Origin of the sequence: Pedobacter sp. V48, assembly GCF_000523515.1 — a bacterium.
Classification (GTDB): Bacteria; Bacteroidota; Bacteroidia; order Sphingobacteriales; family Sphingobacteriaceae; genus Pedobacter.
The window spans coordinates 94,032-120,379 of the sequence record NZ_AWRU01000009.1 but is presented as its reverse complement, the minus strand read 5'-3'; the positions used below and the strand labels follow the sequence as shown (position 1 = coordinate 120,379).

The window sequence follows — 26,348 nt, the reverse complement described above, 5'->3', positions numbered from 1 at the left end:
ATGTAAAAATTTATAAATACAATTTAATTACCTTTTTTTAAACTTTTTGTTTGAATTCCTTTACGAAATCCCAATTAGGAGTTAATCCTAATCCAGGAGCTGTTGGAGCGCCAATTACGCCAGCCTTAACTTCAATCTGCTCTTTTACCAAATCATACATCATTGGATTTCCTCCTAAAGAAAACTCAATTATTGTTGCCGCTTGAGATGCGAAAGCTACATTTAAGCCTGCCATAAAAGAAAAAGCCGATCCCCAGCAGTGCGGAGCCAGTTCAAGCTGATTAACGCTAGCCAAATGCCCAACACGCATAGTTTCTGAAATACCGCCTATGATAGCAGCATCAGGCTGAATCACATCGAGCGCTCTTACTTCAAGCAGATCACGAATATCAAAGCTGGTGTATTCGCTTTCTCCAGCTGCTATCGGAATAGCTGTCGAAGCTCTTACCTCTGCAGTTCCATGTCTGTTATCAGGACTGATAGGTTCTTCGAACCAGTACAGGTTACAATCTTCTACTCCTCTGCAAAACTGCTTAGCCTCTGGCACACTAAAGGTGCCATGTGCATCAGCCATAAGTTTAATGTTTGGCCCTAAGGCTTTTCTTGCAGCTTTTACCCTATCGATGCTATTCTGAACAGTTTGGTCCATAATACCAACACGCATTTTTACTGCATTAAATCCTTTAGCTACATAACCGTTTAATTGTGCGCCAATGTTTTCGGCATCTGCCCAGCCTCCGCTTGCATAGGCAGGCATCTGATCGCGACAAGCACCACCTAGTAAATCCATTACCGGAACACCAAGTGCCTTACCTTTCAAATCCCACAAAGCAGTATCTATACCACTCATTGCCGACACGGTAAGTCCTCTTCGTCCAAGAATTGGAAATCTGCGGCCTCTTGTAAGTGCATAATGATCACGTGTACCATTATACATTTCTTCCCAGATACGGTTTATATTTTTTGCGTCTTTCCCTATCAAAACAGGTTTAAGTTCATTCTCAATGCAACTTACAATTGAGGCGCATACGCCCGAGGATCCTACTGCTGCTTTAGCTTCTCCAAAACCCTGAAGGCCATCTTCTGTTGTTATCACAACAAGGGTCATATCAAAATTGGTTAGCAAGCCATAATCAGAAAAGTGTTGCTTTTCTTTCGGAATGGGACAGCGTAACCAAAACGCTTCTACATTTGTTATTTTCATTTAGGTTTATTTTGTGGTTTAATTCGTGTTGTTAATAAGGCTTGATAAGGTTTCAAAAGATTTTTGGGTTAGCATGGTATAAAATTCTTCAGAAACTGAAGTACTGCCATGATCTTCCAAAAATTTCTTTTGCTCAGGAGATAGATCTATTGGATTTTCATCAACAGAATTCGGATAAGGATTTGCAGGAGTACGGTCCAACGGAGAGCAAAATTCAACCGAAAGTACTTCATTATATCCCACCTCATGAAGTGTGTCAATTATTTTACTCCAGTTCAAATTACCCATTCCAGGTGCCATTCTGTTGTTATCAGCAACGTGAAAGCCGATCAGTTTGCCTTTTGCCCTTCTGATCGTTTCGAACATATCTGTCTCTTCAATATTCATATGAAAAGTATCCAGACAAACTCCACAGTTAGATCCAACAGCCTGAGCCAATGCCAGCGCTTGATCTCCCCTGTTAATGAAATATGTTTCGAACCTGTTAATGGGTTCTATTCCAATTAATATACCCGATTGTTCTGCATATTCGTAAACTACTTTTAGAGATTCAACGGCCCATTGCCACTCTTCCTCTGGCCTGCCATCGGGAACTATTTTTCCGACAGTACCGGGTACTACAGAAACCATATGTCCATCAAGCTCTTTAACCATTCGGACAACATCTTTTACATATTGGACCGACTTTGCCCGTTGGGCTTCATCTTTGGCAAGCAAATTACGGTCCTCCAGCATTAGGGTAACAGATCCCCAACAGGTTAAACCATATTCTTTTAATAATTTTCGTACCAAATTGGTATCATAATGTTCAGGACTCCCTGCAATTTCAAGTTTTGTGTATCCTAGTCCAGATGCTCTGCGAATGGTTGTTTCTATCGTTTCGGATCGCATCCAATTATGTATCGAAAGTTCCATAAAGTATTAGGTAATGTTGTATTTGGTTAAAAAGTGGATTTATAGATCGTATTATTACTCTCTGTATGGAACGTTCATGTCGATTTTTCCTGCCCATTTTTTCGGAACAGACTTATCTAATGTCCAATGAACAGCATTTATGACAAGTCTTTGGAAACCTTCTTCATTAAAATCTGCAGGGTGGCCAAGTGTGGTCATAAAAGTGTTGCCTCCTGCAGCTGTCTTCCAGGTCCAGGCAACAGGGTTGTCTACTGCCTCTTTATCAGGATTTACAGATTTACCCATTAGTAACCATGTTGATCCTTTTACCGGATAATGTGGCAACACATGGTATAACCACGAAGCAGCATGGAAATTATTTGGGACACCGGTTAAAATTGGATGTTTTGCCTGTGCATGAATAACCGAAACATCTGTGGTAGATTTATGTCCGTAATGTGTGTGTCCGCCTTTACCCCATCCCGGAGGCGCGCCAAATGCAAATTCACCAAAAGCATTCCACTTCTCAAGAAGGTGTCCTGCCGGGTAGTTAAATGCATGTGTAGTTGTTCTAAAGCCCATTACTGGCTTGCCTGATTTTAAGTAATCATCAATGTATTTTACCTGCTCTTCAGGCAAGCGTCTCCAGCGTAGAAAGAACACAGCCAAATCAGCCTCTTTTAATGCTTCCAATCCAGGAATGTTTTCTTCAGATTTATAATCAGGTGAAGATTTAAGAACGATTGTACGCATTCCATAATTTTTTTCCAGCTCTGCCGCTATAAGTGGCATAGTTGCTTCACTACTGTATTCATGATCGCCTGTAACAAATACAACTAGCGGCTTCTTTGACTTTTGCTTTTTGGTTTGACCAAAAGAATGGAGTGAGTTGAATAGCAATATGCTTGTTGCAATTAAACATATAATGCCCCTAAGATTTTTCATTGTGTTTCTACTTTTATTTGGTCAGCTAGATGGATTAAAAAAATAAAGCTCCGGAAAGCAATTTATTTAAGAGTTAACCAAAAATATGATTATTAAAATAAAAACCAAGTTAAAAGGCACGAATAGTCTGTCACAACTTCGTGCCTTAATAGATCATCAAAAAGTTAAACGCTACTATACAATTACCCTATCTGAACCACCTTTCATATGGGAGAGTTTGCTTAAAAACATCTCAGCCATCATTCCCGCTTTTTTCTTGGTTTCATCAGCCAATTCACCCGAAAAATGTTCATCTATGGCTTGTTCGAATAGCAGTAACCATCGTTCAAAATGAACTTTTTGTAATGGCAAAGGCGCATGCCTGGCAAAAGGATTTCCTTTAAATCCAGCAACTCCAAAGAGTACTGCATTCCAGAAGTCATACATTTTTGCCAAATGTGGATTCCAGTCTGTAATCACCGCGTTGAAAATAGGGCCAATCAAATCATCTTGATTAACCTTGCTGTAGAAGCCATCTACAAATAAAACAATATCTTCAAAATTATTGATGTCTGCTTTCATATAAAAAGTTTACTGGTGATAAGGCGACCAAATAATAAGCCATAATTTGCTAAACGAAGCTAGTTTAACTGAAGTAAAGCAGGACCAAATTCTTCGAACAAGATCGACTCTTTTTCAATTCCGCGGGAAATCAAATCCTGATACTGCTTACGAATAAATGGAGCTGGCCCACAAACATAATACATAGCACCAGGATATTGAGGTAACGATGCTATTTTATTGATATCGAGAAATCCTTCCATCACTCCCTCCAGTTTGTCCAGCGCTGTTGGCGCATCATAAAAAACATGTTGTTCAATTGATTCATTTGCATTAACAATTTGATCCAGCTGATCTTTGAAGGCATGTACTGAACGGTTCCTGCAGCCATGTAACCAGGTAATAGGATAAATGAATTTCTGTTCCACAAGGTTCTCCAGCATACTGATCATTGGCGTTAGCCCAACCCCGCCGCTAATTAACACTACAGGTGCTGCTAAATCATTAGCGAGTTTAAAGTCACCGGCAGGKGAAGTAACATCTACAATATCTCCCTCTTTAATAACGWMRTNAAMATMKWYAMTNATMWSMCYMTTTRNTAWCNNCAWGMMMRYWSYTWYTKMKRMSWYYAYYKRWATYCRAKMMYRMTCYTKTKYCGGMSTKYWYNGAAATWCKRTAMTRRNCNNGTGCCKGAKWKMWTKWMATWNCYGNTAMWRRCRYKYNTRATRNTRATWTMMTKWCCNGGTAMAWRSRCKKWMAYKYTKMYAYNANCKGANCNGGWAMAWGGKMRRAYRMWKTWMYWYCWNTCGRWYSKAMRWWKRTMWWAYSWANNGTAAWKKNNGWCGNNATYCTRYSYWTMNCWTANCTRCYGWRMMGKKWYKYSMTCMTRKMSWTYYRTNCTSMTGASCMGWYWTYWGSTYWKMSARTTNTTGKNTMANGMCNCWGWCNATNCAKSTWYKNNAWTTSYNGGTRWNGCYGCNTKTCCWWRMAYCTMCTNAWTTSMKGYRWTKMWNNATKTCNNCNTAMAAYYTSMTNNATTGMTSYRRTYWRATGTCKAMNCTAMMATNNTTGWKMYYKMTCYKGTCYRMYRNCTRRNAYTAAYAYKCYWGKGYYNNCTATMYTKTCYRCMWMWGSCAWTAMNNCKCCAKKGYYRRMKMKRTTTKCTGYWTNANCCAMTWYNGCYNATTSCCMAWRYKRWWYNGSTKTTTRNNASTTYRSNGATTMYSSRTAWWMAWCMKGTTKTWGARWTSWKKWNTTAWKGRTAMACMNTYCTSYTKTAGWAMWGKWWNTGTTRMNGMTAMWCCRTTSTNNTTTWGTWCAKKARYYRTWKMRMNAATMYATTRWTWYYKTTYWWTMSTYNATWTARWWAWATWTTWATWNNTTTTTAWNNTTTAKTWAKYYNNARATTYWWATYWTYNTTAAWNTYAGYWATYSNCGWGNTYCWRNAKCATYWKYWRWATCWKSTATYGAMNTGKCCTKMARMATTTGCTGTATTTTGTTTCGAATGGCCTTAAACTCATGATGCAATGGACAAGGATTGCTTTCTGAACAATATGCTAATCCTAAACCACATCCGGTAAACAGGCTATTTCCATCAATAGCCTCAACAATGTCAGATAGAGGCCTTTTAAGTGTAGATGCATCCATATAAAAACCTCCATTTGGCCCCTTAACAGATTGCACAATTCCTTTCCTGCTAAGATCTTGTAAAATCTTAGCCAGAAAATGCTCAGGAGATTCAATACCCGATGCTATTTCCTTTATCCCTACCCTGCTGCCTGCAGCAGTCCGATGCGCAATAAAGAAAACTGAACGCATTGCATATTCACATGTTTTTGAAAAAATTCCCATCTGCGCCACAAATGTAAAACATAAGCTTCAATAATAAAAGATATATTTATCTTTTATTATTGAAGTCAAAAATTAAGGCTGGGTAATGCTTCACCTCTAACCATTTAGAATTAAGACATTAACTAGGACGGATATATTGCAAAAATTCCTCTTTTGTTGCCTTATCTAGAAATGCACCTGAATATTCAGCGGTTACGGTGCTGCTGTTTACATCCTTTATGCCTCTGGACGATACACATAAATGAGCTGCATCAATAACTACAGCAACATCATCAGTTTCCAGAATTGTTTTTAATTCGTTAGCTATTTGGATGGTTAAACGTTCCTGTACCTGCGGTCTTTGGGAATAATATTGAACAATCCTGTTTAATTTTGATAATCCAATAACCTTTCCTGAAGAGATATAGGCAATGTGTGCTTTACCAATAATGGGTACAAAGTGATGCTCACAATTAGAATAAAGGGTTATATTTTTCTCTACCAGCATTTGGTTATACTGATACTTATTATCAAATAAAGTAATCTGAGGGTTATTTACCGGATTAAGGCCGCTAAAAATTTCTTTCACAAACATTTTTGCTACTCGGCCCGGTGTTCCGTTAAGACTGTCGTCTGTAAGATCAAGTCCAAGCGTTTCCATGATTTCCCGAAAATGCCCTGCAATAATCTTAATTTTTTCATCATCTCCCAGCTCAAAAGCATCTGCTCTTAAGGGGGTATTATAAGAAGTACCAATGTGTTGTTCGCCTAATAAATCTTCCAACTCGGTTAAAGAAAGGTTATTATCCGTTGTATTCAAGGCAGTTCCATTCTGTTTCATAAATTATTGCGACTAATTTTATCTTTATCGGTTTTTAGTAATAGCAGGGCGTAAATATAAAAAAGATAATTTTTAAGTTTTATCTTATTAATATCATACTTGTTAGAGATTGCCCGACGATGTTCCTTTTGCAAGAGCGTTATCAGTTGTTCAATACAGAAAATATTAATAATTTTAGAGACGATATCATGACAAGTAAAGAAGTTATAGTTGTACCCTACTCCAGCGACTGGGCATCAGTTTTCGAGAAGCTGAGCTCTATATTTAATAAGCAGCTAAAGGATTACATTATCGGAATTGAACATGTTGGTAGTACTTCTGTGCAGGGGCTTGCTGCAAAACCAATTATTGATTTAGATCTGGTCATTAAGGATAAAAGCAATTTTAAAGAGATTATCCGGATATTGAAAGGACTTGGATATAACTACCTGGGAGAAATGGGCATTGTTAGTAGAGATGCTTTTGAAAGAATGTCGGATTTAAGCCCTGCTGACGGTTCAGGAAAACAATGGCCTAGACACCACTTATACGTTTGTACGCAGGATGGCATTGGTTTAAAAAACCATATCCGCTTTAGAGACTACCTTCGTTCACATCCAGAAATAGTAATAGAATACGGGACATTAAAAACGGAACTGGCTAAAAAATATCCTTTTGACATTGATAGCTATATTGATGGAAAAACTGATTTTATTATTTCCATACTAGCAAAAAATGGTTTCGACGATGAAATACTCCAAAATATAAAACAGCAAAATATTGCCTCAAAAAATGCTTCAATAAAACCCCATTAATGCAAGAGCTAATTTCACCATTAGGAGAACAGCTGTTAAGCTTAAAAGAAACCACTTACAAAGACCTCAGCGCACCTGCTCAGTCAACCATGTATACTGTGTTGTTTATTAAAKAWGSRMRWGGTNCTRTATCATGCCGATTTTGGTGTTTTCCCTTTTGCTGCTCCTGCTTTACTGTTTTCTACACCATTACAGGTTATTTATCTGGAAAAATCCGAATCTATAAAATGCACCGAGCTGCAGTTTCATGGTGACTTTTATTGCATTGAATTTCATCGTACTGAAGTGCGTTGCAATGGCTTATTGTTCAACAACATCTACATCGATCCAATTGTAATATTAACAGAAAAAGAAGCAAGGGTATTTGATAAACTAGTGGATGATTTAACAGAAGAATTAAACAACGAAACCCTGTCTGATATAGTACCACGCGCATATTTGCAACTCTTTTTAGCCAAGTCAAGCAGCATTAAGATGAATGCGGTTTCTAATAAAAATAACGATAGCGAAAGAGATGAACTTATGGAGCAGTTTAGCCAGTTGTTGGACGAGCATTTCCTTAATCTCCATAAACCAGTTGACTATGCCGAATTACTGTCCATGTCTAGAGACAATTTTACCAGGCGTTGTACCCGTTATTTCAGAAAGTCACCCTCACAATTAATTCAGGAAAAATTAATGCTCGAGGCAAAAAAACAACTTCATTTAACCAGGCAAAGCATTAAAGAAATTGCCTATAATTTACGGTTTCAGGACGAGTTCTATTTTAGTCGCGTGTTTAAAAAATTCACTAAAGTTTCGCCACAAGCTTTCAGAGATAAAACCGGCATCTCCATTGTGGCGGATATGTCCAAGGATTAACCCTTTTTGTCCATGTACTACTTACCCGGGTTGCTATAGATTTGTATAAAAATCAATAGCATGAAAAATTCAATCATAAATACAATAGCCAATCTTGACCAATTAGGTAAAAATGCAATCCGCTTTGGAATTGTTATCGTCTTTCTTTGGATAGGTGGTTTAAAGTTTTTTACGTATGAGGCTGATGGCGTTGTTCCTTTTGTGGCCAACAGCCCATTTATGTCTTTCTTTTACAACCATCCTGCTGAGTATAAAAGCTACATGAATAAAGAAGGCGACTTGATTCCGGCAAATCATCAATGGCACATAGCCAATAATACTTATGGTTTTTCGGCGGGCCTAGGAGTATTCTTAATTACGCTTGCTATTTTGGTTTCCCTACATAAAGTAGCCCCCTTAGCTAGTATCATTGGCAGTGCACTTATATTCCTAATGTCGATTGGCACATTGTCTTTCCTGGTTACAACTCCTGAAAGTTGGGTGCCGCATTTAACAGATGAACAATGGGGATTCCCCTATTTATCTGGCCGTGGAAGATTAGTTATCAAAGACATTGTGATACTTGGCGGCGCCCTTATTACAATGAGTGAATCTGCAAAGCTTTATCTTAAAGAGAAAAGCAGTAAGACTAATTTGGTCTCATAAATCTAAACGAAAGCGCAGTTCCAGTACCTAATACAGCACCTGCTGCCACATCTGTTGGGTAATGAACTCCTAAGTATAAACGCGAAAAGCTAACAGAACCGGCCCATAGATATGCAGGCGCAATTACATACCATTTAGGGTATGCCTGAGATAAAGCAGTAGCAGTTGTAAACGATGTAGAGGTATGCCCGGATGGGAACGAATAATGGGAAGGCTGATAAACAGCATTAATTTTAATATTGGCAAGAAATGGTCTTGGGCGCTTAACGGCTTTTTTAATTAGCATAGTAACCAGCGCATTAACAGCCGAACTACTCACAACATATAAGGCATTCTGCCTCATTTCTTTGTCCTTGCCAATTACACCCGCGGCAAACAAGCCTACTGGAACACCTACGTTAACTAAATCATTGTTTTTAGATAAGAACATAAAGAAACCTGTTTTCCCAGGTGTTCTGGTTCTTGAAAGATCAATAAGTATCTGATCGTCCATCCGTTGCAATCCATTTTGAGCAAAACCATGCAATGGCAAAAAAGACATTAAACCAATTTGAATTAACAGTAAATATTTAAAGTATTGTATTTTCAATGTTTAGTCCTCCCTTGCTTAATAAATGTGTACGTACCGTATTACGATTCTAAAAACAGATCAAAATAACAGTTAGTTTCTGAATATACCATCATAAGTATATCACTTAATTAAAAATTATTGTTTATTTATCATGGTTCTCATTAACCATTTCTTTCAAAAAGATTTCCTGAATTTGCATGACCTCTTCCAGATACATTGTTTTCTTTCTTGTGCCAAAATACAATGTATTTTCTATTACATTATAGCCATCCCATATTTGCTTAACGTTACCGGAATCAAGTTCTTTTTTAGAAAGAAAATCGGGAATAACAGCAATTCCCTCTCCCCCACTTAAACAACGGATAATTGAGCTCATGTTAGGTACAATATAATTAGGTTTAAAATCAGGTCGTTTACCAAAATTGATATGCCAAAACCTCCGTAAATGCTCCATATCTCCAGTTGTACCATACCAGGTTTGGTGTTTTAACCAATCCTGTATACCGCTCAGATCTCTGCTTTTTAGCAAAGGATCAAGCTCTTCTGTGGATGTTTTTGCCCCGCCAATTACTACTATTCTTTCTTTAAAAAAAGGAGTATAAATCAATCCCTTGTAATCTCCCTTTTGTGGTGTAATAATCAGATCCAGAATACCATTATCCAGGTCACTAAGCATTTGAGGATAGTCTCCAAACTTAATAATTACATTAAAATCCAAAGTAGGCAAATAAGATTCAAGTGTGAACTGGAAGGTCTCAAAACACATACCAATGCTTATGGTCGGCTTTTCCTTTTCTGTACTTTTATGGAAGTGGCGCTCCGCTTCTTCCAGTTTACACAGTGATTCCTGTATATAATTATAAAGTATCTTTCCGCGTTCGGTAGACACCATTTTCCTCGACGTCCGATCAAAAAGTTTGTAACCTACATACGATTCCAATGAGCTTAAATGTAAACTCACACCTGGCTGCGAAATATACAATGACTCGGCAGCACCGGTTAGCGTACCTGTTTCATAAATAGCCTTAAAGGTTCTGAACCATTCTAAATTAACCATAACAATATATCATAATTATGATACAAAGGTATGATTTATATTATTTTAATAGTAACATATCTAGCCGTAATTTTGTCACCACAATTAAGAAGTAAAATCAATTCTATTAAAATGGAAACAAAAAAAATATTTGTAATTAACGGAGGACAGGTCTTTGGACATTCTGGAGGCCGTTTTAATAAAACAATTTTTGATACCACACGTCAGTTTTTTAATGGCAAAGAAGGATTTGAAATCAGATCTACCGATATCAATGATGAATATGATCCAAAACATGAAGTAGAGAATTATGTATGGGCTGATATTGTTATTTACCATACTCCTATCTGGTGGTTTCAGGTACCTAACGGATTAAAAAAATATATTGACGTGGTTTTTACAGAAGGTCACCAAACCGGAATTTATCATAGCGATGGACGTTCATCTCAAAACCCAACTGTTAATTATGGCACAGGTGGTATGCTGCATGGTAAACAATATATGGTTACCTCGTCATGGAATGCTCCAAAAGAAGCTTTTAGCCTACCGGGAGAGTTCTTTAATGAAACCAGTGTTGATGATGGTGCTTTATTTGGCTTTCATCGCATGAATGCCTTTACTGGAATGAAACCATTACCCGGCCTGCACTTTCACGATGTAGAAAAGAATGCTAATATTGTAGTCGATCTTGAAAGATACACAACACATTTGAACAACATATTTATAAACAAAGAACATGAGCATTTATCTAACAGCAATTTCCAGAGCCAAGCAACAGCACATTGATCAGTTTAAAGCCATTTTATTGGAGCTGGTTGTAGAATCCAGAAAAGAAGAAGCCTGCATTCAATACGATCTTCATCAATCAACTGACGATCCTGCTTTGTTCATTTTTCATGAGGAATGGGCAAGCAAAGAAGCACTGGAACTGCATAACCAAACCACTCATATTAATAAATTTATCAAAGATTCTGTTGACATTATTGATGGTGCTGTCATTATACATGAAACAGATAAACTTGCCTGATATTAATAACTATCTCTGATAGCACAATAAAAAGAATAAARMANGGAWYRTNAGWWRATTNAKGAARAWCRKATTKAAWSYWRWCTGCTATAACTTACGGCGCCTTTGCAATAGGCGGCAATATGTGGGGAGGAAACGAGAAACAAGACTCTATTGATGCTGTTCATGCATCTTTAGATCATGGTGTTACAAGTTTAGACACCGCTCCTTTTTATGGCTTTGGCTTAAGCGAAGAACTTATTGGCCAGGCAATTAAAGGTAAAGACAGAAGTAAAATTCAGCTATTAAGCAAATTCGGTTTAGTTTGGGATGGCAGCAATAACGGAAAAGGTGAGTTCTTTTTTGACGCTAACGACAATGGAAAAACGATACCGGTTTATAAATATGCAGCCAAAGCAAATATCATTAAAGAAGTCGAGGAAAGCTTAAAACGTTTGGGTACAGACTACTTAGATTTACTACAGCTACACTGGCCAGATGCTACAACGCCCATAAGTGAAACTATGGAAGCATTGGAACTTCTGATCCAACAAGGAAAAATCAGCGCTGCAGGTGTAAGTAATTATAGTCTGGAGCAGTTAAAAGAAGCCAAAGAATCAACCCATCTGGCTTCTAATCAGCTCTCTTACAGTATGCTTAACAGGGCAATTGAAAAAGATGTAATCCCTTATACCATAGCAAATAACATTGGAATTATTGCCTATAGTCCTTTGGAAAGAGGCTTGCTTACCGGTAAGTATTTCAAAGACGCAACCTTAAAATCAGATGATCATAGAAATGGTTACTTTGGCCAGTTCGATCGGGAAAACGTAAAATCATTCCTAAACGCAATAGAGCCTTTAGCGATCAGCAAAAATGCTTCTTTATCGCAATTGGTTTTAAGGTGGACAACGTTACAACCTGGTATAACTATAGTACTTGCTGGTGCCAGAAATGCAAATCAGGCAGTAGATAATGCAAAAGCAATTAATATCTCTCTTAGTGAAGATGAATTGGCTTTTATTAATAAAGAGCTAGAAAAACTTTAATTCAACTCTTATAGCTTATCTGAAAAAGAGCCTTGAACTTATTCAAGGGCTCTTTTTTCTTTTTTAACCCTATGCAAAGTTACCGCTGCATCAATAGAGTGAGAGGTATGAATATCATTGTCGGCCTCAGATATATCAGAAAGTTTTTGATAGTATTTATGAAGAACATCCAGCTCTGATTCCGTTAAATCCTCAATATCAACCATCCTGTTGCTGGCATGTCTGCTTGCAGCTATCAATTCGTTTAACTTAAGCTGAATAGCTTTTGAATCTTTATTTTGAGATTTTTGGATAAGGAAAACCATTAAAAAGGTAATTATTGTGGTACCTGTATTGATAACAAGCTGCCAGGTATCTGAATAATTGAAAATGGGGCCTGAAAGTATCCATGTTAGCACAATTAGAAATGCTACACCGAAAGCTACCGGACTTCCTGTCCAGTTTGTAATTTTTGTAGATGCCTTTTCAAAGAAATTTCCTGAAGTGTTTTTCATAATGAGTAATGATTTTTAATAGTTAAAACCTTAATTAAATCTAGTCAAATAAAGCCTGTTTACTTGAATATCTTCTGCTGAAAATGATTTTTTTTAAATAAATTTGAATCAGAATGTTACATATTGACTTTTAAGACATCTAAAGTCAGTACCTTCATCCTAATGAAGTAAAATATCCGAAATGAAAAAAGTTATCCTAGACGTTTCTGGAAATAAAGCACATTCACTTGAAGTTGATTCGGCAATCTCTTTCGGTCCTTTTATTAAGTACCTGAGAGGAAGAATAAAAGGTGAAAAAACGGTAAAAGGTGCATTGTATAAAACGGCTCTTAAGGAGTTTAAAAAATATAATGTTGAAGAAGAAGAAATCCCACTTGAAAGCATACATGAATATGAAAGCTTACTCGAAAACATGTATGCTTGCCTTACCCCTGCACTTGCAACTGAGGATAAGTTGGCCTGGGGACTTTGCTTTCCATTACAGCCTATAACTTTTTATGGTACAGAACTTATGTACGAGTTGCTGGAAAACAAGAAAAATGATCAGGATTCGTATGTGGTTTCTAAAACCCCTTCCGACTACCATAAAGAGCGCCTACAGTTGATTTATTCGTTTATTTTAAAGGAACTTTACAATTTTCATGTACCTGTAAAAACACATCAGTATCATGCAGGTCTCAAAACTGACACAGGTCTTTTAGGTTATTTTCATGTAAACCTGAATACAGATTTCATAGAAGTTACGCCAAAAGGTGAATTACCACCACTCAATTTCAGAGAACTTCAGCAATACATAGGAGAAGGCTCAAGTTATGAAATATTAGAAAAAATACTGCCACTTGATCTTTTCCGTTTTAGAGGTATCTCTGTAATCACTGTATCTGATGTAACCGCTATCCAGGCTGTAGAAAACATCAAAAACATTCGGCTTAACCGTACCCTTGGCGATCAGGCAGCAACATATAGCGGTGTTATCCAATCTTTAAAAACAATAGTACAAAATAACAAAATTGAGTTCGACCTGTTTCCTTTTGTAAGGGTTAACAACAAACCGGTTTATGGTAATGTAAAGGGCGGTACAGGAATACTGTTTTCTGTATGGGGTGAAGACAATTTAGACCCTGAAACGTTTCAGCAATATGCCGAAGGTTATACCGCAAATCCGAATTCATTCTTTTCTCCTGATATTCTTGCCGAAGATCCCGTTGTATTTCATTGGCTTCATCATTTTGTGAAACTGGGAGTTAAGTCTCTTGCCCTCACTCCCGTTTTTTACGACCACGTGATTGTAGGTGTTTTAGCCGTACACACATGGGAAGGAGAAACTTTTGATGAGAAAATACTTGCACTGCTAGAGCCTGCTATTGCCCCAATATCTCAGCTATTACAGATCTATATTGATGAATTTAACCTGGAACTGGAAAACGTTATAAAAGAGAAATTCACCTCTATCCAGCCTTCAGTTCAATGGAAATTTAATGAAGTAGCATGGCATCATATGCATGATAAAAACAAGCATTTGCCAATTAGAAATGAAGACATCAGCTTTAAAGATGTATATCCTTTTTATGGAGCTATTGACATCAGAAACTCTACAATTGAACGAAATACGGCCAGTAAAGCTGATCTGAGTCATCATTTAAGCCTACTTTCTGAAGCGCTTGATCAGCTAAAAGACCATCACTACTCTTCTTTAATGGAAGAGATGATTTTCAATTCGAGAAAATGGCAGCAGTTACTTTTACAAGAAACACTAAATACCCAGGACGAGAATAATCTAAACAGCTTTTTAAAAGAAGAATCGAGCGATTATTTATTTCATTTATCTCAGCAGGAACCTAAACTCAAAAAATTAATTGACGATTATTTGCTGGTTTCCGGAGCTGCAGATGGCGATGTTCACAAAAACAGATATGCCCTGGAAGTTTCTATGCAAATGATAAATACTGCAATCAACAACTTTTTTGAAGCCGAAAAAGAGAAGTTGCAGCAATCGTATCCTTGTTATTTCGAGAAATTCAGAACTGATGGTGTTGAATACGATATTTACATTGGCCAGTCCATTTCTCCAGATAAAATCTTTAATCATTTTCACCTTAAAAATCTTAGGCTGTGGCAGCTTTCGTCAATGGCAAATGTAGTTAGAATGACTCATGCCTTATTACCTGCAATGCCAACCAAGCTATATACTACTCAGTTGTTGTTTGTCCACAACCATACAATCGACATTAGTTTTAGAGCTGATGAGCGCAAATTTGATGTAGAGGGTGCATACAATATCAGGTATCAAATGATAAAAAAACGAATCGACAAAGTTCACATCAGAGGTACCAGTGAGCGGTTAACACAGCCAGATAAAATAGCATTGATCTATTTTAATAAGCGGGATATTGACGATTACCTTCCTTTTGTCACTTATTTACAGGAAACCGGAGTGCTGGATCAGGAGATGGAAGAACTTGATTTAGAGGACTTACAAGGGTTAAGCGGGTTAAAAGCATTAAGGATTGGTGTTATACATCCGGAAAGGACAAACGACATTTAGCCATAGATATGTCAAATACTTGCAAAAGTATTTACTTTTGAATATTAGTATATACTTTTGACTAAATCAACTATTTAGTCAAAACTTATGAAAAGTATTTTACCTCTCTTTGGTCTTTTATTGCTGTTAAGTGCCTGCGGTGATACACAAAAGATGCAGCTAAGGGCACCGGAGCCTCTGGTTGCTGATGCAAAAACAGATAGCACTGCAGTTATAGCTGCAGACACTACTAAAACGGATTCTGCAAAAACTCTTGCAAAGAAGTAGTATTGAGGTAAAACTTACCCCATCAATTCTTTCATAAGTTTATCAAAATCGGCTTTCATTATTGCAAGCTCCTCTTCTACTTTTGCCAACCGCTGTTCCAAATCACTTGCGGGTCTGCTGTAATTATCGTCTATCGAATCATCCTGTGTTAAATCAGGAGTTCCGCTCAATAAATGTACATAACGCATTTCCTTTTGTCCTGCGCGCTTAGGTAACTGCAAAACATAGGGCATTTCCGGATCTGATAGTCTTTCAAGTACAGACTGTACATCTTCCAGCGATTCAAACTCATATAATCTGCCCGAATTCGTATTTAATTCACCTGGTGTTTGTGCACCTCGTAACATCAGCAAACAAATAATAGCTACTTCCTGAGGCGTTACAGGAAAAACAATAGCAAAATTATGCTTGTACTTAATGCTCCTGCTAGAACCACCTGTTGCAGTTGAAATTAAACTCTTCCTTTTTAAAGTATCAAGAGCCAATATTACCGTCTGCTCATCGTATTGTACAACCGGCTTACGCGAAGTTTTCTGATTACAAGCTGCCGTAATTGCATTGATGGTCATTGGATAATACTCAGGAGTAGTCTTCGATTTCTCCATTAATACACCTAAAACACGAAGTTCTTCGGCATTTAAAACCGGCAGGGTTTGGGGTGAATCCATTAAGCTATTCTTAAGAATTAGATAAAATAAGATCGATCCTGTTTAATTCATCTTTGGTAAAATTGATGTTCTCCAGGCACTTTAATGAATCAGCAAGCTGCTCCGGTTTGCTTGCGCCTACCAATACAGAAGTAATTCTTTCGTCCCGTAAAATCCAAGACAGCGCCATATGAGCCAATTTTTGTCCTCTTTCCTGAGCTATAGCATTCAGTTTATTAAGCTGAGCTAGTTTTTGGTCAGTAATTTGATCGCGCTGTAAAAATCCATGAGACTTTGCTGCTCTTGAATCCTCAGGAATTCCTTTTAAATACTTATCAGTAAGCATTCCTTGTGCCAGCGGCGAAAATGGAATACAGCCAACACCTTCATTACCTAAAAGATCTAATAAGCTATCCTCTATCCAACGCTCATACATAGAGTATTTGGGCTGATGGATAATACATGGGGTGCCTAGTTCTTTTAAAATTTGAATGGCACGCGCGGCCTCTTCAGGTTTATAATTAGATATACCTACATATAATGCCTTACCCTGACGAACAATCAGATCTAATGCTGCCATGGTTTCCTCAAGCGGAGTCTCCGGATCCGGACGATGGTGATAAAAAATATCAACATAATCTAGCTCCATTCTTTTTAAACTCTGATCTAAACTTGATACCAGATATTTTTTAGAGCCCCAATCGCCATAAGGTCCATCCCACATGGTATAACCAGCCTTACTTGAAATGATCATTTCATCTCTGTAACCGGCAAAATCTCTCTTTAATAGCTTACCAAAATTTTCTTCGGCTGAACCTGGAGGCGGACCGTAGTTATTAGCAAGATCGAAGTGAGTAATACCACTGTCAAAAGCGAGTTTTAATATGTTACTGCAATTTTCCAACTGATCTACATGACCAAAATTGTGCCATAGGCCTAATGAAATTGCTGGAAGTTTTAACCCACTGTTACCGCAACGGCGGTATTGCATTTGAGTATATCGGCTGGAACTGGGTTTATATGGCATATAATAGATAAAATATTCAGTAGCGGCAAAAACCGCTACTGATATTTAAATAAATTAATACTTATTTAGCGTTTTTTTTCTCTGTAACTTCAGCACGAATTTCTTGAGCAAGAACTTTTAAATCTTGCATAGCTTTACGTACTCTTGTTCCAGCTGCATTGTTGCCAGAATTGTAAAATTTCTCAGCATCAGCCTCAACAGAAGCTAACAATTCTTTAACTTTTGAAAATTTTTCCATGTTTTGATTTTTTAATTTATAAGCCAAATATATATTATTTTGGAAATAAACGCGCATAACTTCACTTCTATTGCACTTTTTGTACCCGTACTCTTTTTTTTTAAAACCTTTTATAAGTTCACAGGTTATTTTCTAAAGCGAACTAAACAAATGATTATGCCATGGCTGAACTTATACATGTTGTTGAGGATGACGAAGATATCCGTTTTATAGTTGAATACGTATTGGTAGAAGCCGGTTATGAAGTTGTGACTTCTGGGACTGCAAAAGATTTTTATGAAAAAGTAGCTGTTCAACATCCTGAATTGATACTTTTAGACGTAAAATTACCCGATGGCAATGGTATAAATATTTGCAGAGACTTAAAAACCAATAAAAAAACCGACCATATTGCAATTATAATTATGTCGGCACATGCCGCCGAAAGAGCGGTTTTAGAAGAAGCCTGCGCCAATGGTTTTATCAGCAAACCCTTTGATTTGGATGACATGCTCAATTCCGTAAAGAGGGTACTAAATGGTCATGATGATTATCAACAAAAACAAACGAGAAAAAATTCTAATAATTAAGGAAAAAATTCCTATATTTGTTTTGTATTTAGATAAAAGCATTATGGCAAACACTCCAAAACCATACAAAACAAAGTCAAAAATATCTGTTGTTTCAGAAAGCGCAGTTATTGCGTCTTACCAATCGTTATATGGCAACCCAATAAGTGTTCTTACTAATTCTAAAAACGGATTATCAGCAAAAGCCGCCATTGATTTTCTTAATCTTTCGGGTTTCACTAAAGAAGAGTTTCAGGATACTTTTAAAACAAATGTAAAAACGATACAAAATTACGTTTCAAATTCATCAAAGCTAGATGCCGCTTTAAGTGAAAAGCTTTTAAAATCTTTTTCTCTTTTTGATAAAGGCATCGAAATTTTTGGGTCTGCAAAGCTTTTTCATCAGTGGCTAAACACTCCTTCATATGGTCTTGGCAATCAAACTCCTTTCGATCTTATGGATACCATTACCGGTATTACCCTAATTGAAGAGGAACTGATAAGGATTGAATATGGTGATTTAGCTTAATCATGCATGTATTTCGTATAGCATTGGCTAAATATGCCACCAAGTTATTTGCTTCGGGCAGAGCCGCACGCTGGAATCCTAACGACGTAGAGGTAATATATAGTGCGGGCTCCCGCTCACTGGCTTGTCTGGAAAATGTTGTGCACAGAAATCAAATAGGATTAAACCAATCGTTTCAGGTAATGACTATAGAAATCCCCGACGACATAAGAATCATTCCTGTAGATATTAAAAAATTACCAGGCAACTGGATTGAATACCACAACATACCATTAACTCAAAAAATTGGGGAAGACTGGATCAACGAGGGTAAATCTGCCATTTTAAAAGTTCCCTCTTCTATCATTACAGCAGAATACAATTACCTAATAAACCCCAACCATCCGGATTTTAAATCGATAAAATTATTAAAATCGGAACCTTTTGTTTTTGACAGAAGAATAAAAAGCTAATATTTCGCGTCCTGTTCCTTATAACAACAGACAATTAGAACCCGGTTATAAGGGGATTCTATAGGGTATGCCTGGGTGAATAGAAAATTTGATAGAACTTATCTCATCACTAAGTAAACTCCAAATCATTTTTTATTGTAAAAACCGATTATCTTTTGAAATGAGGAAAAAGGTGACGACATTAGCAAACAATGAATCACCAAAAGAACATACAAAAAGCTATTATTGGCGCCTACAATAGGCATCAGTTACATGCGTATGCGCTTTTCAAACGGTTTTTTAGAGAAAACTATCCTTTCGGTTTTAGTTTTCAAACCACCAGCAAGGACTTTATTAATTAGACCCCGTATCATTTCGATTTTCTTTTTTCGATGCGGGGGTTAAAAGCACCTAATAAAAATCTGCTTTTTCTCATTCTTCATTTTTCAATATTAATGCCTTTTTAGCAAAAGTCTGAATCGCGTATTAATTTTTTGAAAAAATATAACAAATATTAATTCACAATACACTCAAGATCATGGAAACTAAATCATTGTCATTATCAAAAAGCGACTTTAAATTATTAAAGGAACATCTGGAAAAATCAAATATGAGCGCTTACAACAAAGAAAAATTAAGCAACGAATTAAAAGAAGCCACCATATACTCAGAAGCGGAACTTCCATCTGATGTAGTGTGCCTAAAATCTGAAGCCCGTATAGCAAATACCAAAACCGGTAAAGAGTTTACCTTTAAACTTGTAATGCCCGAAGAGGCAAACATAAAACTTCAAAAAGTATCTGTTTTTGCTCCCATAGGAATTGCACTGTTTGGCTACAGGACAAACGACATTATTACCTGGGAAATGCCCGACGGTTTACAGGAGTTTAAAATACTATCGGTAAACAGGATGTAAGCCACTTACCTCCTGCCTGCCATTGTTATCATCCGATGGGACAGGTCTTTCCCAAGGTACCTGTCTATAATCCCATGAACAACATATAATATAGGAGTCATCAGAATGGCTACCACGAACTTATAGGTGTAATTTACCAGGCCTATTGCAGCAACCATTTGCCAGCTCCAGTGGTACTGGGGGTTAAGATAAAAAGCAATAAAGATAACCACAAAACTATCAATGCATTGCGAAACTAATGTTGAACCGGTGGCACGTAACCACAAGGCCTTGTCGCCGGTAACTTTCTTAATTTTATGAAAAATAAGCACATCAGCAATCTGGCCTACAAGGAAAGCAACAATAGAGCCCACTATGATCCACATACCCTGTCCGAATATACCGGTAAAGGCATTATTCATATTTAATGATTCGCCATTAATGGTTTGTGTAACCCAAAAATCGGAAGGCTGTAAGTGCATAGCTCCACCCACAACAATAAATGCATATGCTATTAAAATGGCCGTTAAAATAGATAAATAACGAACTTGTCGCACGCCAAAATACTCATTTATAATATCAGTCATGATAAATATGATGGGCCAGGTTAAAACACCGGCCGACATATTATAAGAGAGATTGGGTACTCCCAGTAAATTAATATTAAACTTTTCGATACCAAGAGTACCCTCAACTGTAAATATCTTTACACCAATAAACTCTGAGAGTATGGCGTTCGCGACAAAGAAGCTCCCTAAAATAAGCAGTAACCTGCTCTCTTTTGTTTTAAAAGTCATAGCAGGTTGAAATTATTAAATAATTCTGATATAACAGGATAAATATTATTTCTATTTTCGCTTAAACATGATATCAATACATTCCAAATTACCCACAGTTGGCACCACTATTTTTACGGTGATGTCCAAACTTGCTGAAGAACATAATGCTATAAACCTATCACAAGGATTTCCGGATTATGACTGCGATCCTAAACTGGTAGATTTTGTATCTAATGCAATGAAGAAAGGCTTTAATCAGTACGCCCCTATGCCAGGATTACAATCACTTAGGGAACTTATTGCAGAAAAAGCAAATACACTTTACGATGCTGATTATAATCCGGATACTGAAGTTACGGTTACCGCAGGCGGAACACAGGCTATCTTTACTGCATTATCTTCCTGCATTACCGCTGGTGACGAGGTAATTATTTTTGAACCGGCTTACGACTCTTATGCCCCTGCAATTAAACTATTGGGTGGACTGGTAAAGCCTTACGAAATGGTGCCACCGGATTATGAGATCGATTGGGAAATGGTAAGGAAACTATTTACTGTGAACACCAAAATGATCATTTTAAATAGCCCCCACAACCCTACTGGCAGTATTTTAACGGAAAAGGACATCAAAGCGCTTATTAAACTCACTAAGAATACAGATATACTTATTCTTAGTGATGAGGTGTATGAGCATATCATATTTGATGGTAAAAAACATCATAGCCTCGCTTTATATCCCGAATTAAGAGACAGAAGTTTTATTGCAGCATCATTTGGCAAATTACTACACACAACAGGATGGAAACTCGGCTACTGCCTTGCTCCTGCCAACTTAATGAAGGAATTTCGTAAAGTACACCAGTTCAACGTTTTTAGTGTAAACACGCCAATGCAGGTAGGCGTAGCTAATTACCTTAATGACCCTGAAACATACAGCGGGTTACCCGATTTTTTCCAGGAAAAGCGGGATTTCTTCCGTTCATTACTTGGCGAAACTAAATTTAAATTATTACCTTGTCATGGTTCTTATTTTCAATGTGTTAGCTATGCTCACTTGAATGACGAGAAAGATACAGATATGGCCCAAAAGCTTGTCAGGGAAAATGGAGTAGCGAGCATACCTGTTTCGGCCTTCTACATTAGAAAAACAGATCATAAAGTATTACGCTTTTGTTTTGCTAAAAAGCACGAAACATTAGAAAAAGCCGTTGAAGGACTAATGAAGTTATAATTTACATCCCTTTAAATTAGAATAATGGATCAACCAAATAACCTGAATATTAGCAATCTCAAAATTACAATTTATCAGGCCTATCTATTTTGGGAAAACATAGATAAAAACTTACAGAACCTTGCCCTCAGATTATCAATGGGGATAAAAGAGAAAACAGATCTGATCATACTTCCAGAGATGTTCAACACAGGTTTTAGCATGAATGCTGCCTCACTTGCCGAAGAAATGAACGGAAAAACAATGCAGTGGATGGCACAAACAGCCGATAAATACGATTGCGTTGTTACCGGAAGTTTAATTGTAAAAGAAAACGATAAATATTTTAACCGCTTAATATGGATGTTGCCGGATGGTAGTTTCAGCCATTATGATAAACGTCACCTTTTCGGTTTAGGTGATGAAGATAAGACTTACACGCCTGGCCACGACAAAGTGATTGTAGACTTAAAAGGCTGGAAAATACGTCTAGCCATCTGCTATGACCTTCGTTTCCCTGTATGGCTGCGCAATCAGAATGCAGAATATGATATACTATTATTAATTGCAAGCTGGCCAGATAAAAGATCGAGCCATTGGAACGCACTCATTCCTGCCCGTGCCATTGAAAATCAAAGTTATGTGATTGCCGCAAACAGGGTTGGTCATGATGGAAAAGAAGTTTATCACAGTGGTCATTCTCAATGTATTGACCCAATGGGAAAAACTGTTTATTACAAACCTGAAGATGAAGATCTATACACCTTTAGCATAGGTTACTATGACTTGGTTAAAACCCGCCATAGTTTTCCTTTTCTAAGAGATGCTGATAATTTTAAAATTATTTAGTTACTTTAAACCTACAATGTTTAATCGTAGAAAATTCATAAAAACAACTGCAATATCGGCTTCGCTTCTAGCTGTTAATAAAAGTAGTATAGCCGAAATGATTCCGGCTAAATCAACCTCAATTGATGTTAAACCTATTGTAATCTCTACCTGGGATTTTGGAATTGCTGCTAATCAGGCAGCATGGAAAGTATTGTCTTCAGGAGGGAGAGCACTGGACGCAGTTGAACAAGGTGTTCACGTGCCAGAAGCTGACCCTAAAAATCAATCGGTAGGTTATGGCGGCTTGCCCGATAGAGACGGGCACGTTACACTTGATGCCTGTATTATGGACGAACAGGGTAATTGTGGTTCTGTAGCGGGCCTGGAACATATTATGCACCCAATTTCTGTTGCCAGATTGGTAATGGAAAAAACACCACATGTAATGCTTGTTGGTGATGGCGCCCTTCAGTTTGCTTTAGAAAACGGTTTTAAAAAGGAAAATTTACTTACCAAAGAAAGTGAAAAAGCCTGGAAAGAATGGCTTAAAACCGCAAAATATGCCCCGGTAATGAATATTGAGAACAAGCTCTATCAAAAAGCTGCTCCTACTAAATTACCCGGCAATCAATACAATCACGACACTATAGGCATGCTGGCCATTGATGCAAAAGGAAATATCTCCGGTGCATGTACAACCAGCGGAATGGCTTATAAACTACATGGCCGTGTAGGCGACAGCCCAATAATTGGCGCTGGTTTATATGTGGATAATGAAGTTGGTGGCGCTACTTCTACCGGAGTTGGCGAAGAAGTGATCCGTAACGTCGGAAGCTTTCTGGTAGTAGAACTAATGCGCCAGGGCTATTCGCCCGAAGACGCCTGCAAAGAGGCCGTAATGAGAATCATTAAAAAGAAACCTGAAATTGCAAAAGTGATACAGGTAGGCTTTCTTGCCATCAATAAAAAAGGAGAATATGGCGCTTATGCTATTCAGAAAGGCTTTAGTTATGCCGTTTGTACTGAACAGAAAAATGACCTTTTAATTCCCGGAAAAAGTTATTATTAATATTTAAGTATCATGGTAAATATGGAGGTTTGCGCCAATTCTGTAAGATCTGCTCTTGCAGCTCAGGAAGGGGGAGCAATAAGGATTGAGCTATGCGATAATTTACCTGAAGGCGGCACAACACCAAGTTATGCAACAATCGCTTTAGCGAAAAAAATGCTTTCTATAAAGGTATACCCTATTATACGACCACGCGGAGGCGATTTTCTATACTCTGATTTGGAGTTTGACCTAATGAAAGAAGATATAAAAATCTGCAAATCATTAAATTGTGATGGAGTAGTTATAGGTATCTTAAAAACTGATGGCAGCGTAGACAAAGAAAGATGCGCAGCACTTATTGAAGCAGCTAAACCTATGCCTGTAACGTTTCACAGGGCTTTTGACATGAGTAATGACCTGGAAAAGGCTTTAGAGGACATTATTGAGCTCGGCTGTGAGCGAATTCTTACTTCGGGCGGAGAATCTTCTGCGTTTAAAGGAGCAGGTGTACTTGCAAAGCTGATTAAACAGGCTAAAGACAGAATTATCATTATGCCTGGTGCCGGTGTTTCTATAAGTAATATTGCTGACATCATTAAATTAACAGGCGCTAAAGAGTTTCATGCCTCTGCAAAGCATGCAGTTAAGAGCCAAATGCAGTTTAGWMWCCSMMNGAWNTRAGMATKSGAAGTGTAGCTGATGAATTTAGTTACGATCTTACTGATAGTGAGACTGTAAAAAATTTAATCGGGCTGGCCAACAAACCTGCATAATAATCCGCTCAAAATCTTATCTTTGCGCCACTGATGAAGCATATACGTAATTTTTGCATAATTGCACATATTGACCACGGGAAAAGCACCTTGGCTGACCGTTTATTAGAATACACTGAGACGATTACTCAACGCGAATCGCAGGCCCAGTTATTGGATAACATGGACCTTGAACGTGAGCGAGGCATAACGATTAAAAGTCATGCCATACAAATGAATTATAAGGTTGGCGAAATTGAATACAATTTTAACCTGATTGATACTCCCGGACACGTAGATTTTTCTTACGAAGTTTCGCGTTCTATTGCAGCTTGCGAAGGCGCCCTACTGATTGTTGATGCATCTCAGGGAATTCAGGCACAAACTATTTCAAACTTATATTTGGCTTTAGAGCACGATCTTGAGATTATCCCGATTTTGAATAAAATGGATTTACCTGGGGCAATGCCTGAGGAAGTAAAAGATCAGATTATTGACTTAATTGGCTGTAAACGTGAGGAGATTATCCCTGCATCAGGCAAAACGGGCTTGGGAATTCCTGATATTATTCAGGCTATTGTAGACCGTGTTCCTGCTCCGGTTGGTGATCCTGACGCGCCTTTACAGGCATTGATTTTCGACTCTGTTTTTAATCCTTTCAGGGGAATTATCGCTTACTATAAAGTAGTAAACGGTCAGATTAAAAAAGGTGATAAGGTTAAATTCATAAACACAGGCAAACAATATTTAGCAGACGAAGTTGGTATCCTGAAACTGGATATGTCGCCACGCAGTGTTGTTAAGACCGGTGATGTAGGTTATATTATTTCGGGGATCAAAGAAGCCCGTGAAGTAAAAGTTGGTGATACGATAACCACTGTTGACAGACCATCGTTAGAATCAATTCAAGGTTTTGAAGAGGTTAAACCAATGGTTTTCGCCGGAATTTATCCTGTTGATACTGATGAGTTTGAGGAATTGCGTGAGGCAATGCACAAGTTGCAACTTAACGATGCTTCTATTGTGTTTGAACCTGAAAGTTCAGCGGCTTTAGGCTTCGGTTTCCGTTGCGGTTTCTTAGGAATGCTGCACATGGAAATTATCCAGGAACGTTTAGAGCGTGAATTTGACATGACGGTTATTACAACCGTACCCAACGTATCATATATCGCGCACACCACTAAGGGCGAAGAAGTTACTGTAAACAATCCTTCTGATTTACCAGATCCAAGTAAATTGGATTCTGTAGAAGAACCTTATATCAAAGCAAATATCATTACCAAGGCCGAATTTGTGGGTCCAGTAATGTCACTTTGTATTCAGAAAAGAGGAATTATTGTAAATCAATCTTACCTGACTTCAGATCGTGTAGAACTTGTTTTTGAAATGCCTATGGGAGAGATCGTTTTTGACTTTTATGATAAGCTGAAAACAATTTCTAAAGGTTATGCCTCATTTGACTACCATCAGGTTGGTTACCGCAAGTCGGACCTGGTAAGACTAGACATGCTGCTAAATGATGAACCTGTTGATGCTTTATCTTCATTGATTCACCGTAGCAATGCTTACGATTTTGGAAAGAAAATTTGTGAGAAACTAAGAGAACTAATCCCTCGTCAACAATTCGAGATTAAGATACAGGCGTCTATTGGTGCAAAAGTTATTGCCCGTGAAACGCTCAGCGCTTTACGTAAAGATGTTACCGCTAAATGTTATGGCGGTGATATTTCCCGTAAACGTAAGTTATTGGAAAAACAGAAACAAGGTAAGAAACGTATGCGTCAGGTAGGAAATGTGGAAATTCCACAAACTGCATTTATGGCGGTATTGAAATTAGATTAACATTTATTGCAACAATTCGGCCTGGCTGAATATATTTATTAACGAA

At 37.6% G+C, this 26,348-nt stretch carries 28 protein-coding genes and 3 pseudogenes; 17 read left to right on the top strand and 14 right to left on the bottom strand.

The genetic code is table 11. The features are described from left to right. Positions 1–37 precede the first annotated feature (37 nt). The 7 genes and pseudogenes from N824_RS10805 to folE all read right to left on the bottom strand — a co-directional run bounded on the left by N824_RS10805 (position 38) and on the right by folE (position 6,254). Positions 38–1,204: a mandelate racemase/muconate lactonizing enzyme family protein gene (locus tag N824_RS10805; RefSeq protein ID WP_048905165.1), complete on the bottom strand. Its 1,167-nt coding sequence runs from the start codon at positions 1,202–1,204 to the stop codon at positions 38–40. A gap of 18 nt (positions 1,205–1,222) precedes the next feature. Further along, positions 1,223–2,119 (bottom strand): sugar phosphate isomerase/epimerase, encoded by an 897-nt coding sequence (locus N824_RS10800; RefSeq protein ID WP_048905164.1) that lies wholly within the window; start codon positions 2,117–2,119, stop codon positions 1,223–1,225. A 54-nt stretch (positions 2,120–2,173) separates the two neighbouring features. Further along, positions 2,174–3,043, bottom strand: a complete 870-nt coding sequence (locus N824_RS10795; RefSeq protein WP_048905163.1) for a ThuA domain-containing protein — start codon at positions 3,041–3,043, stop codon at positions 2,174–2,176. 174 nt (positions 3,044–3,217) lie between these two features. Next, positions 3,218–3,604 carry a group III truncated hemoglobin gene (locus N824_RS10790; RefSeq protein WP_048905162.1) on the bottom strand — a complete coding sequence of 129 codons (387 nt, stop codon included), beginning with the start codon at positions 3,602–3,604 and terminating at the stop codon, positions 3,218–3,220. A gap of 59 nt (positions 3,605–3,663) precedes the next feature. Beyond that, on the bottom strand, positions 3,664–4,068 hold the full coding sequence (locus tag N824_RS10785; RefSeq protein WP_152542171.1) for a hypothetical protein: 405 nt from the start codon (positions 4,066–4,068) through the stop codon (positions 3,664–3,666). 574 nt (positions 4,069–4,642) lie between these two features. Further along, positions 4,643–5,434: pseudogene (locus tag N824_RS38325) on the bottom strand (Rrf2 family transcriptional regulator). Between the two features lie 118 nt (positions 5,435–5,552). Then, positions 5,553–6,254: a GTP cyclohydrolase I FolE gene (folE, locus tag N824_RS10780; protein WP_048905160.1), complete on the bottom strand. Its 702-nt coding sequence runs from the start codon at positions 6,252–6,254 to the stop codon at positions 5,553–5,555. Positions 6,255–6,373: 119 nt separating this feature from the next. Between folE and N824_RS10775 the strand changes: the two genes are divergently transcribed. The 3 genes from N824_RS10775 to N824_RS10765 all read left to right on the top strand — a co-directional run bounded on the left by N824_RS10775 (position 6,374) and on the right by N824_RS10765 (position 8,554). Further along, positions 6,374–7,048 (top strand): GrpB family protein, encoded by a 675-nt coding sequence (locus N824_RS10775; protein ID WP_048905159.1) that lies wholly within the window; start codon positions 6,374–6,376, stop codon positions 7,046–7,048. 303 nt (positions 7,049–7,351) lie between these two features. Then, complete coding sequence (locus N824_RS33030) at positions 7,352–7,909, top strand: AraC family transcriptional regulator (protein ID WP_200869863.1); 558 nt, start codon at positions 7,352–7,354, stop codon at positions 7,907–7,909. Positions 7,910–7,969: 60 nt separating this feature from the next. Next, entirely contained in the window at positions 7,970–8,554 is a 585-nt protein-coding gene (locus tag N824_RS10765) for a DUF417 family protein (RefSeq protein WP_048905158.1), read from the top strand. Here the strand turns inward: N824_RS10765 and N824_RS10760 are convergent. Then, positions 8,538–9,095 carry a phosphatase PAP2 family protein gene (locus N824_RS10760; RefSeq protein WP_048905157.1) on the bottom strand — a complete coding sequence of 186 codons (558 nt, stop codon included), beginning with the start codon at positions 9,093–9,095 and terminating at the stop codon, positions 8,538–8,540. The two genes, N824_RS10765 and N824_RS10760, sit on opposite strands and share 17 nt — an antisense overlap. A gap of 172 nt (positions 9,096–9,267) precedes the next feature. Then, positions 9,268–10,182, bottom strand: coding sequence for a LysR family transcriptional regulator (locus tag N824_RS10755; RefSeq protein ID WP_048905156.1), 915 nt, complete (start codon positions 10,180–10,182; stop codon positions 9,268–9,270). A gap of 111 nt (positions 10,183–10,293) precedes the next feature. Between N824_RS10755 and N824_RS10750 the strand changes: the two genes are divergently transcribed. The 3 genes and pseudogenes from N824_RS10750 to N824_RS10740 all read left to right on the top strand — a co-directional run bounded on the left by N824_RS10750 (position 10,294) and on the right by N824_RS10740 (position 12,216). Continuing rightward, positions 10,294–10,947 (top strand): NAD(P)H-dependent oxidoreductase, encoded by a 654-nt coding sequence (locus tag N824_RS10750; protein ID WP_048905155.1) that lies wholly within the window; start codon positions 10,294–10,296, stop codon positions 10,945–10,947. Further along, entirely contained in the window at positions 10,898–11,188 is a 291-nt protein-coding gene (locus N824_RS10745; protein WP_048905154.1) for a putative quinol monooxygenase, read from the top strand. Before N824_RS10750 ends, N824_RS10745 begins: the two co-directional genes overlap by 50 nt. Before the next feature lie 26 nt (positions 11,189–11,214). Continuing rightward, positions 11,215–12,216 (top strand): annotated as a pseudogene (locus tag N824_RS10740) (aldo/keto reductase). Between the two features lie 38 nt (positions 12,217–12,254). Here the strand turns inward: N824_RS10740 and N824_RS10735 are convergent. Further along, positions 12,255–12,710: a low affinity iron permease family protein gene (locus tag N824_RS10735; protein ID WP_048905153.1), complete on the bottom strand. Its 456-nt coding sequence runs from the start codon at positions 12,708–12,710 to the stop codon at positions 12,255–12,257. A gap of 181 nt (positions 12,711–12,891) precedes the next feature. Here N824_RS10735 and N824_RS10730 point away from each other — a divergent pair, with 181 nt between their 5' ends. After that, positions 12,892–15,255, top strand: coding sequence for a GAF domain-containing protein (locus tag N824_RS10730; protein ID WP_048905152.1), 2,364 nt, complete (start codon positions 12,892–12,894; stop codon positions 15,253–15,255). An 87-nt stretch (positions 15,256–15,342) separates the two neighbouring features. Beyond that, complete coding sequence (locus N824_RS10725) at positions 15,343–15,522, top strand: hypothetical protein (RefSeq protein WP_048905151.1); 180 nt, start codon at positions 15,343–15,345, stop codon at positions 15,520–15,522. A 14-nt stretch (positions 15,523–15,536) separates the two neighbouring features. Here the strand turns inward: N824_RS10725 and N824_RS10720 are convergent, their stop codons facing one another. From N824_RS10720 to N824_RS10710, 3 genes are all read right to left on the bottom strand, one after another. Further along, positions 15,537–16,190 carry a YceH family protein gene (locus N824_RS10720; protein WP_048905150.1) on the bottom strand — a complete coding sequence of 218 codons (654 nt, stop codon included), beginning with the start codon at positions 16,188–16,190 and terminating at the stop codon, positions 15,537–15,539. Positions 16,191–16,200: 10 nt separating this feature from the next. After that, a complete protein-coding gene (gene mgrA, locus N824_RS10715) occupies positions 16,201–17,196 on the bottom strand; it encodes an L-glyceraldehyde 3-phosphate reductase (protein WP_048905149.1) in 996 nt (331 codons plus the stop codon). Between the two features lie 61 nt (positions 17,197–17,257). Next, on the bottom strand, positions 17,258–17,434 hold the full coding sequence (locus N824_RS10710) for a hypothetical protein (protein ID WP_048905246.1): 177 nt from the start codon (positions 17,432–17,434) through the stop codon (positions 17,258–17,260). Positions 17,435–17,595: 161 nt separating this feature from the next. On the opposite strand from N824_RS10710, the gene N824_RS10705 reads away from it, so the two are divergent. From N824_RS10705 to N824_RS10690, 4 genes are all read left to right on the top strand, one after another. Beyond that, complete coding sequence (locus N824_RS10705; RefSeq protein WP_048905148.1) at positions 17,596–18,003, top strand: response regulator transcription factor; 408 nt, start codon at positions 17,596–17,598, stop codon at positions 18,001–18,003. Next, entirely contained in the window at positions 17,957–18,511 is a 555-nt protein-coding gene (locus tag N824_RS10700; protein ID WP_235207074.1) for an antitoxin Xre/MbcA/ParS toxin-binding domain-containing protein, read from the top strand. The genes N824_RS10705 and N824_RS10700 overlap by 47 nt, the downstream gene beginning before the upstream one ends. A 2-nt stretch (positions 18,512–18,513) precedes the next feature. Then, complete coding sequence (locus N824_RS10695; RefSeq protein WP_048905147.1) at positions 18,514–18,963, top strand: RES family NAD+ phosphorylase; 450 nt, start codon at positions 18,514–18,516, stop codon at positions 18,961–18,963. Positions 18,964–19,480: 517 nt separating this feature from the next. Further along, positions 19,481–19,858 (top strand): GreA/GreB family elongation factor, encoded by a 378-nt coding sequence (locus tag N824_RS10690; RefSeq protein ID WP_048905146.1) that lies wholly within the window; start codon positions 19,481–19,483, stop codon positions 19,856–19,858. 5 nt (positions 19,859–19,863) lie between these two features. Here the strand turns inward: N824_RS10690 and N824_RS10685 are convergent, their stop codons facing one another. Further along, a complete protein-coding gene (locus N824_RS10685) occupies positions 19,864–20,634 on the bottom strand; it encodes a queuosine precursor transporter (protein ID WP_048905145.1) in 771 nt (256 codons plus the stop codon). 67 nt (positions 20,635–20,701) lie between these two features. Between N824_RS10685 and N824_RS10680 the strand changes: the two genes are divergently transcribed. From N824_RS10680 to lepA, 5 genes and pseudogenes are all read left to right on the top strand, one after another. Continuing rightward, the gene (locus N824_RS10680; protein WP_048905144.1) at positions 20,702–21,847 is read left to right on the top strand and encodes a methionine aminotransferase; all 1,146 of its coding nucleotides are present in this window, start codon (positions 20,702–20,704) and stop codon (positions 21,845–21,847) included. A gap of 24 nt (positions 21,848–21,871) precedes the next feature. Then, on the top strand, positions 21,872–22,675 hold the full coding sequence (locus N824_RS10675) for a nitrilase family protein (protein WP_048905143.1): 804 nt from the start codon (positions 21,872–21,874) through the stop codon (positions 22,673–22,675). A 16-nt stretch (positions 22,676–22,691) separates the two neighbouring features. Further along, the gene (locus N824_RS10670; RefSeq protein WP_048905244.1) at positions 22,692–23,726 is read left to right on the top strand and encodes a N(4)-(beta-N-acetylglucosaminyl)-L-asparaginase; all 1,035 of its coding nucleotides are present in this window, start codon (positions 22,692–22,694) and stop codon (positions 23,724–23,726) included. Positions 23,727–23,738: 12 nt separating this feature from the next. Next, positions 23,739–24,389: pseudogene (locus N824_RS10665) on the top strand (copper homeostasis protein CutC). A 125-nt stretch (positions 24,390–24,514) separates the two neighbouring features. Next, positions 24,515–26,302, top strand: a complete 1,788-nt coding sequence (lepA, locus tag N824_RS10660; protein ID WP_048905142.1) for a translation elongation factor 4 — start codon at positions 24,515–24,517, stop codon at positions 26,300–26,302. Positions 26,303–26,348: the final 46 nt, after the last annotated feature.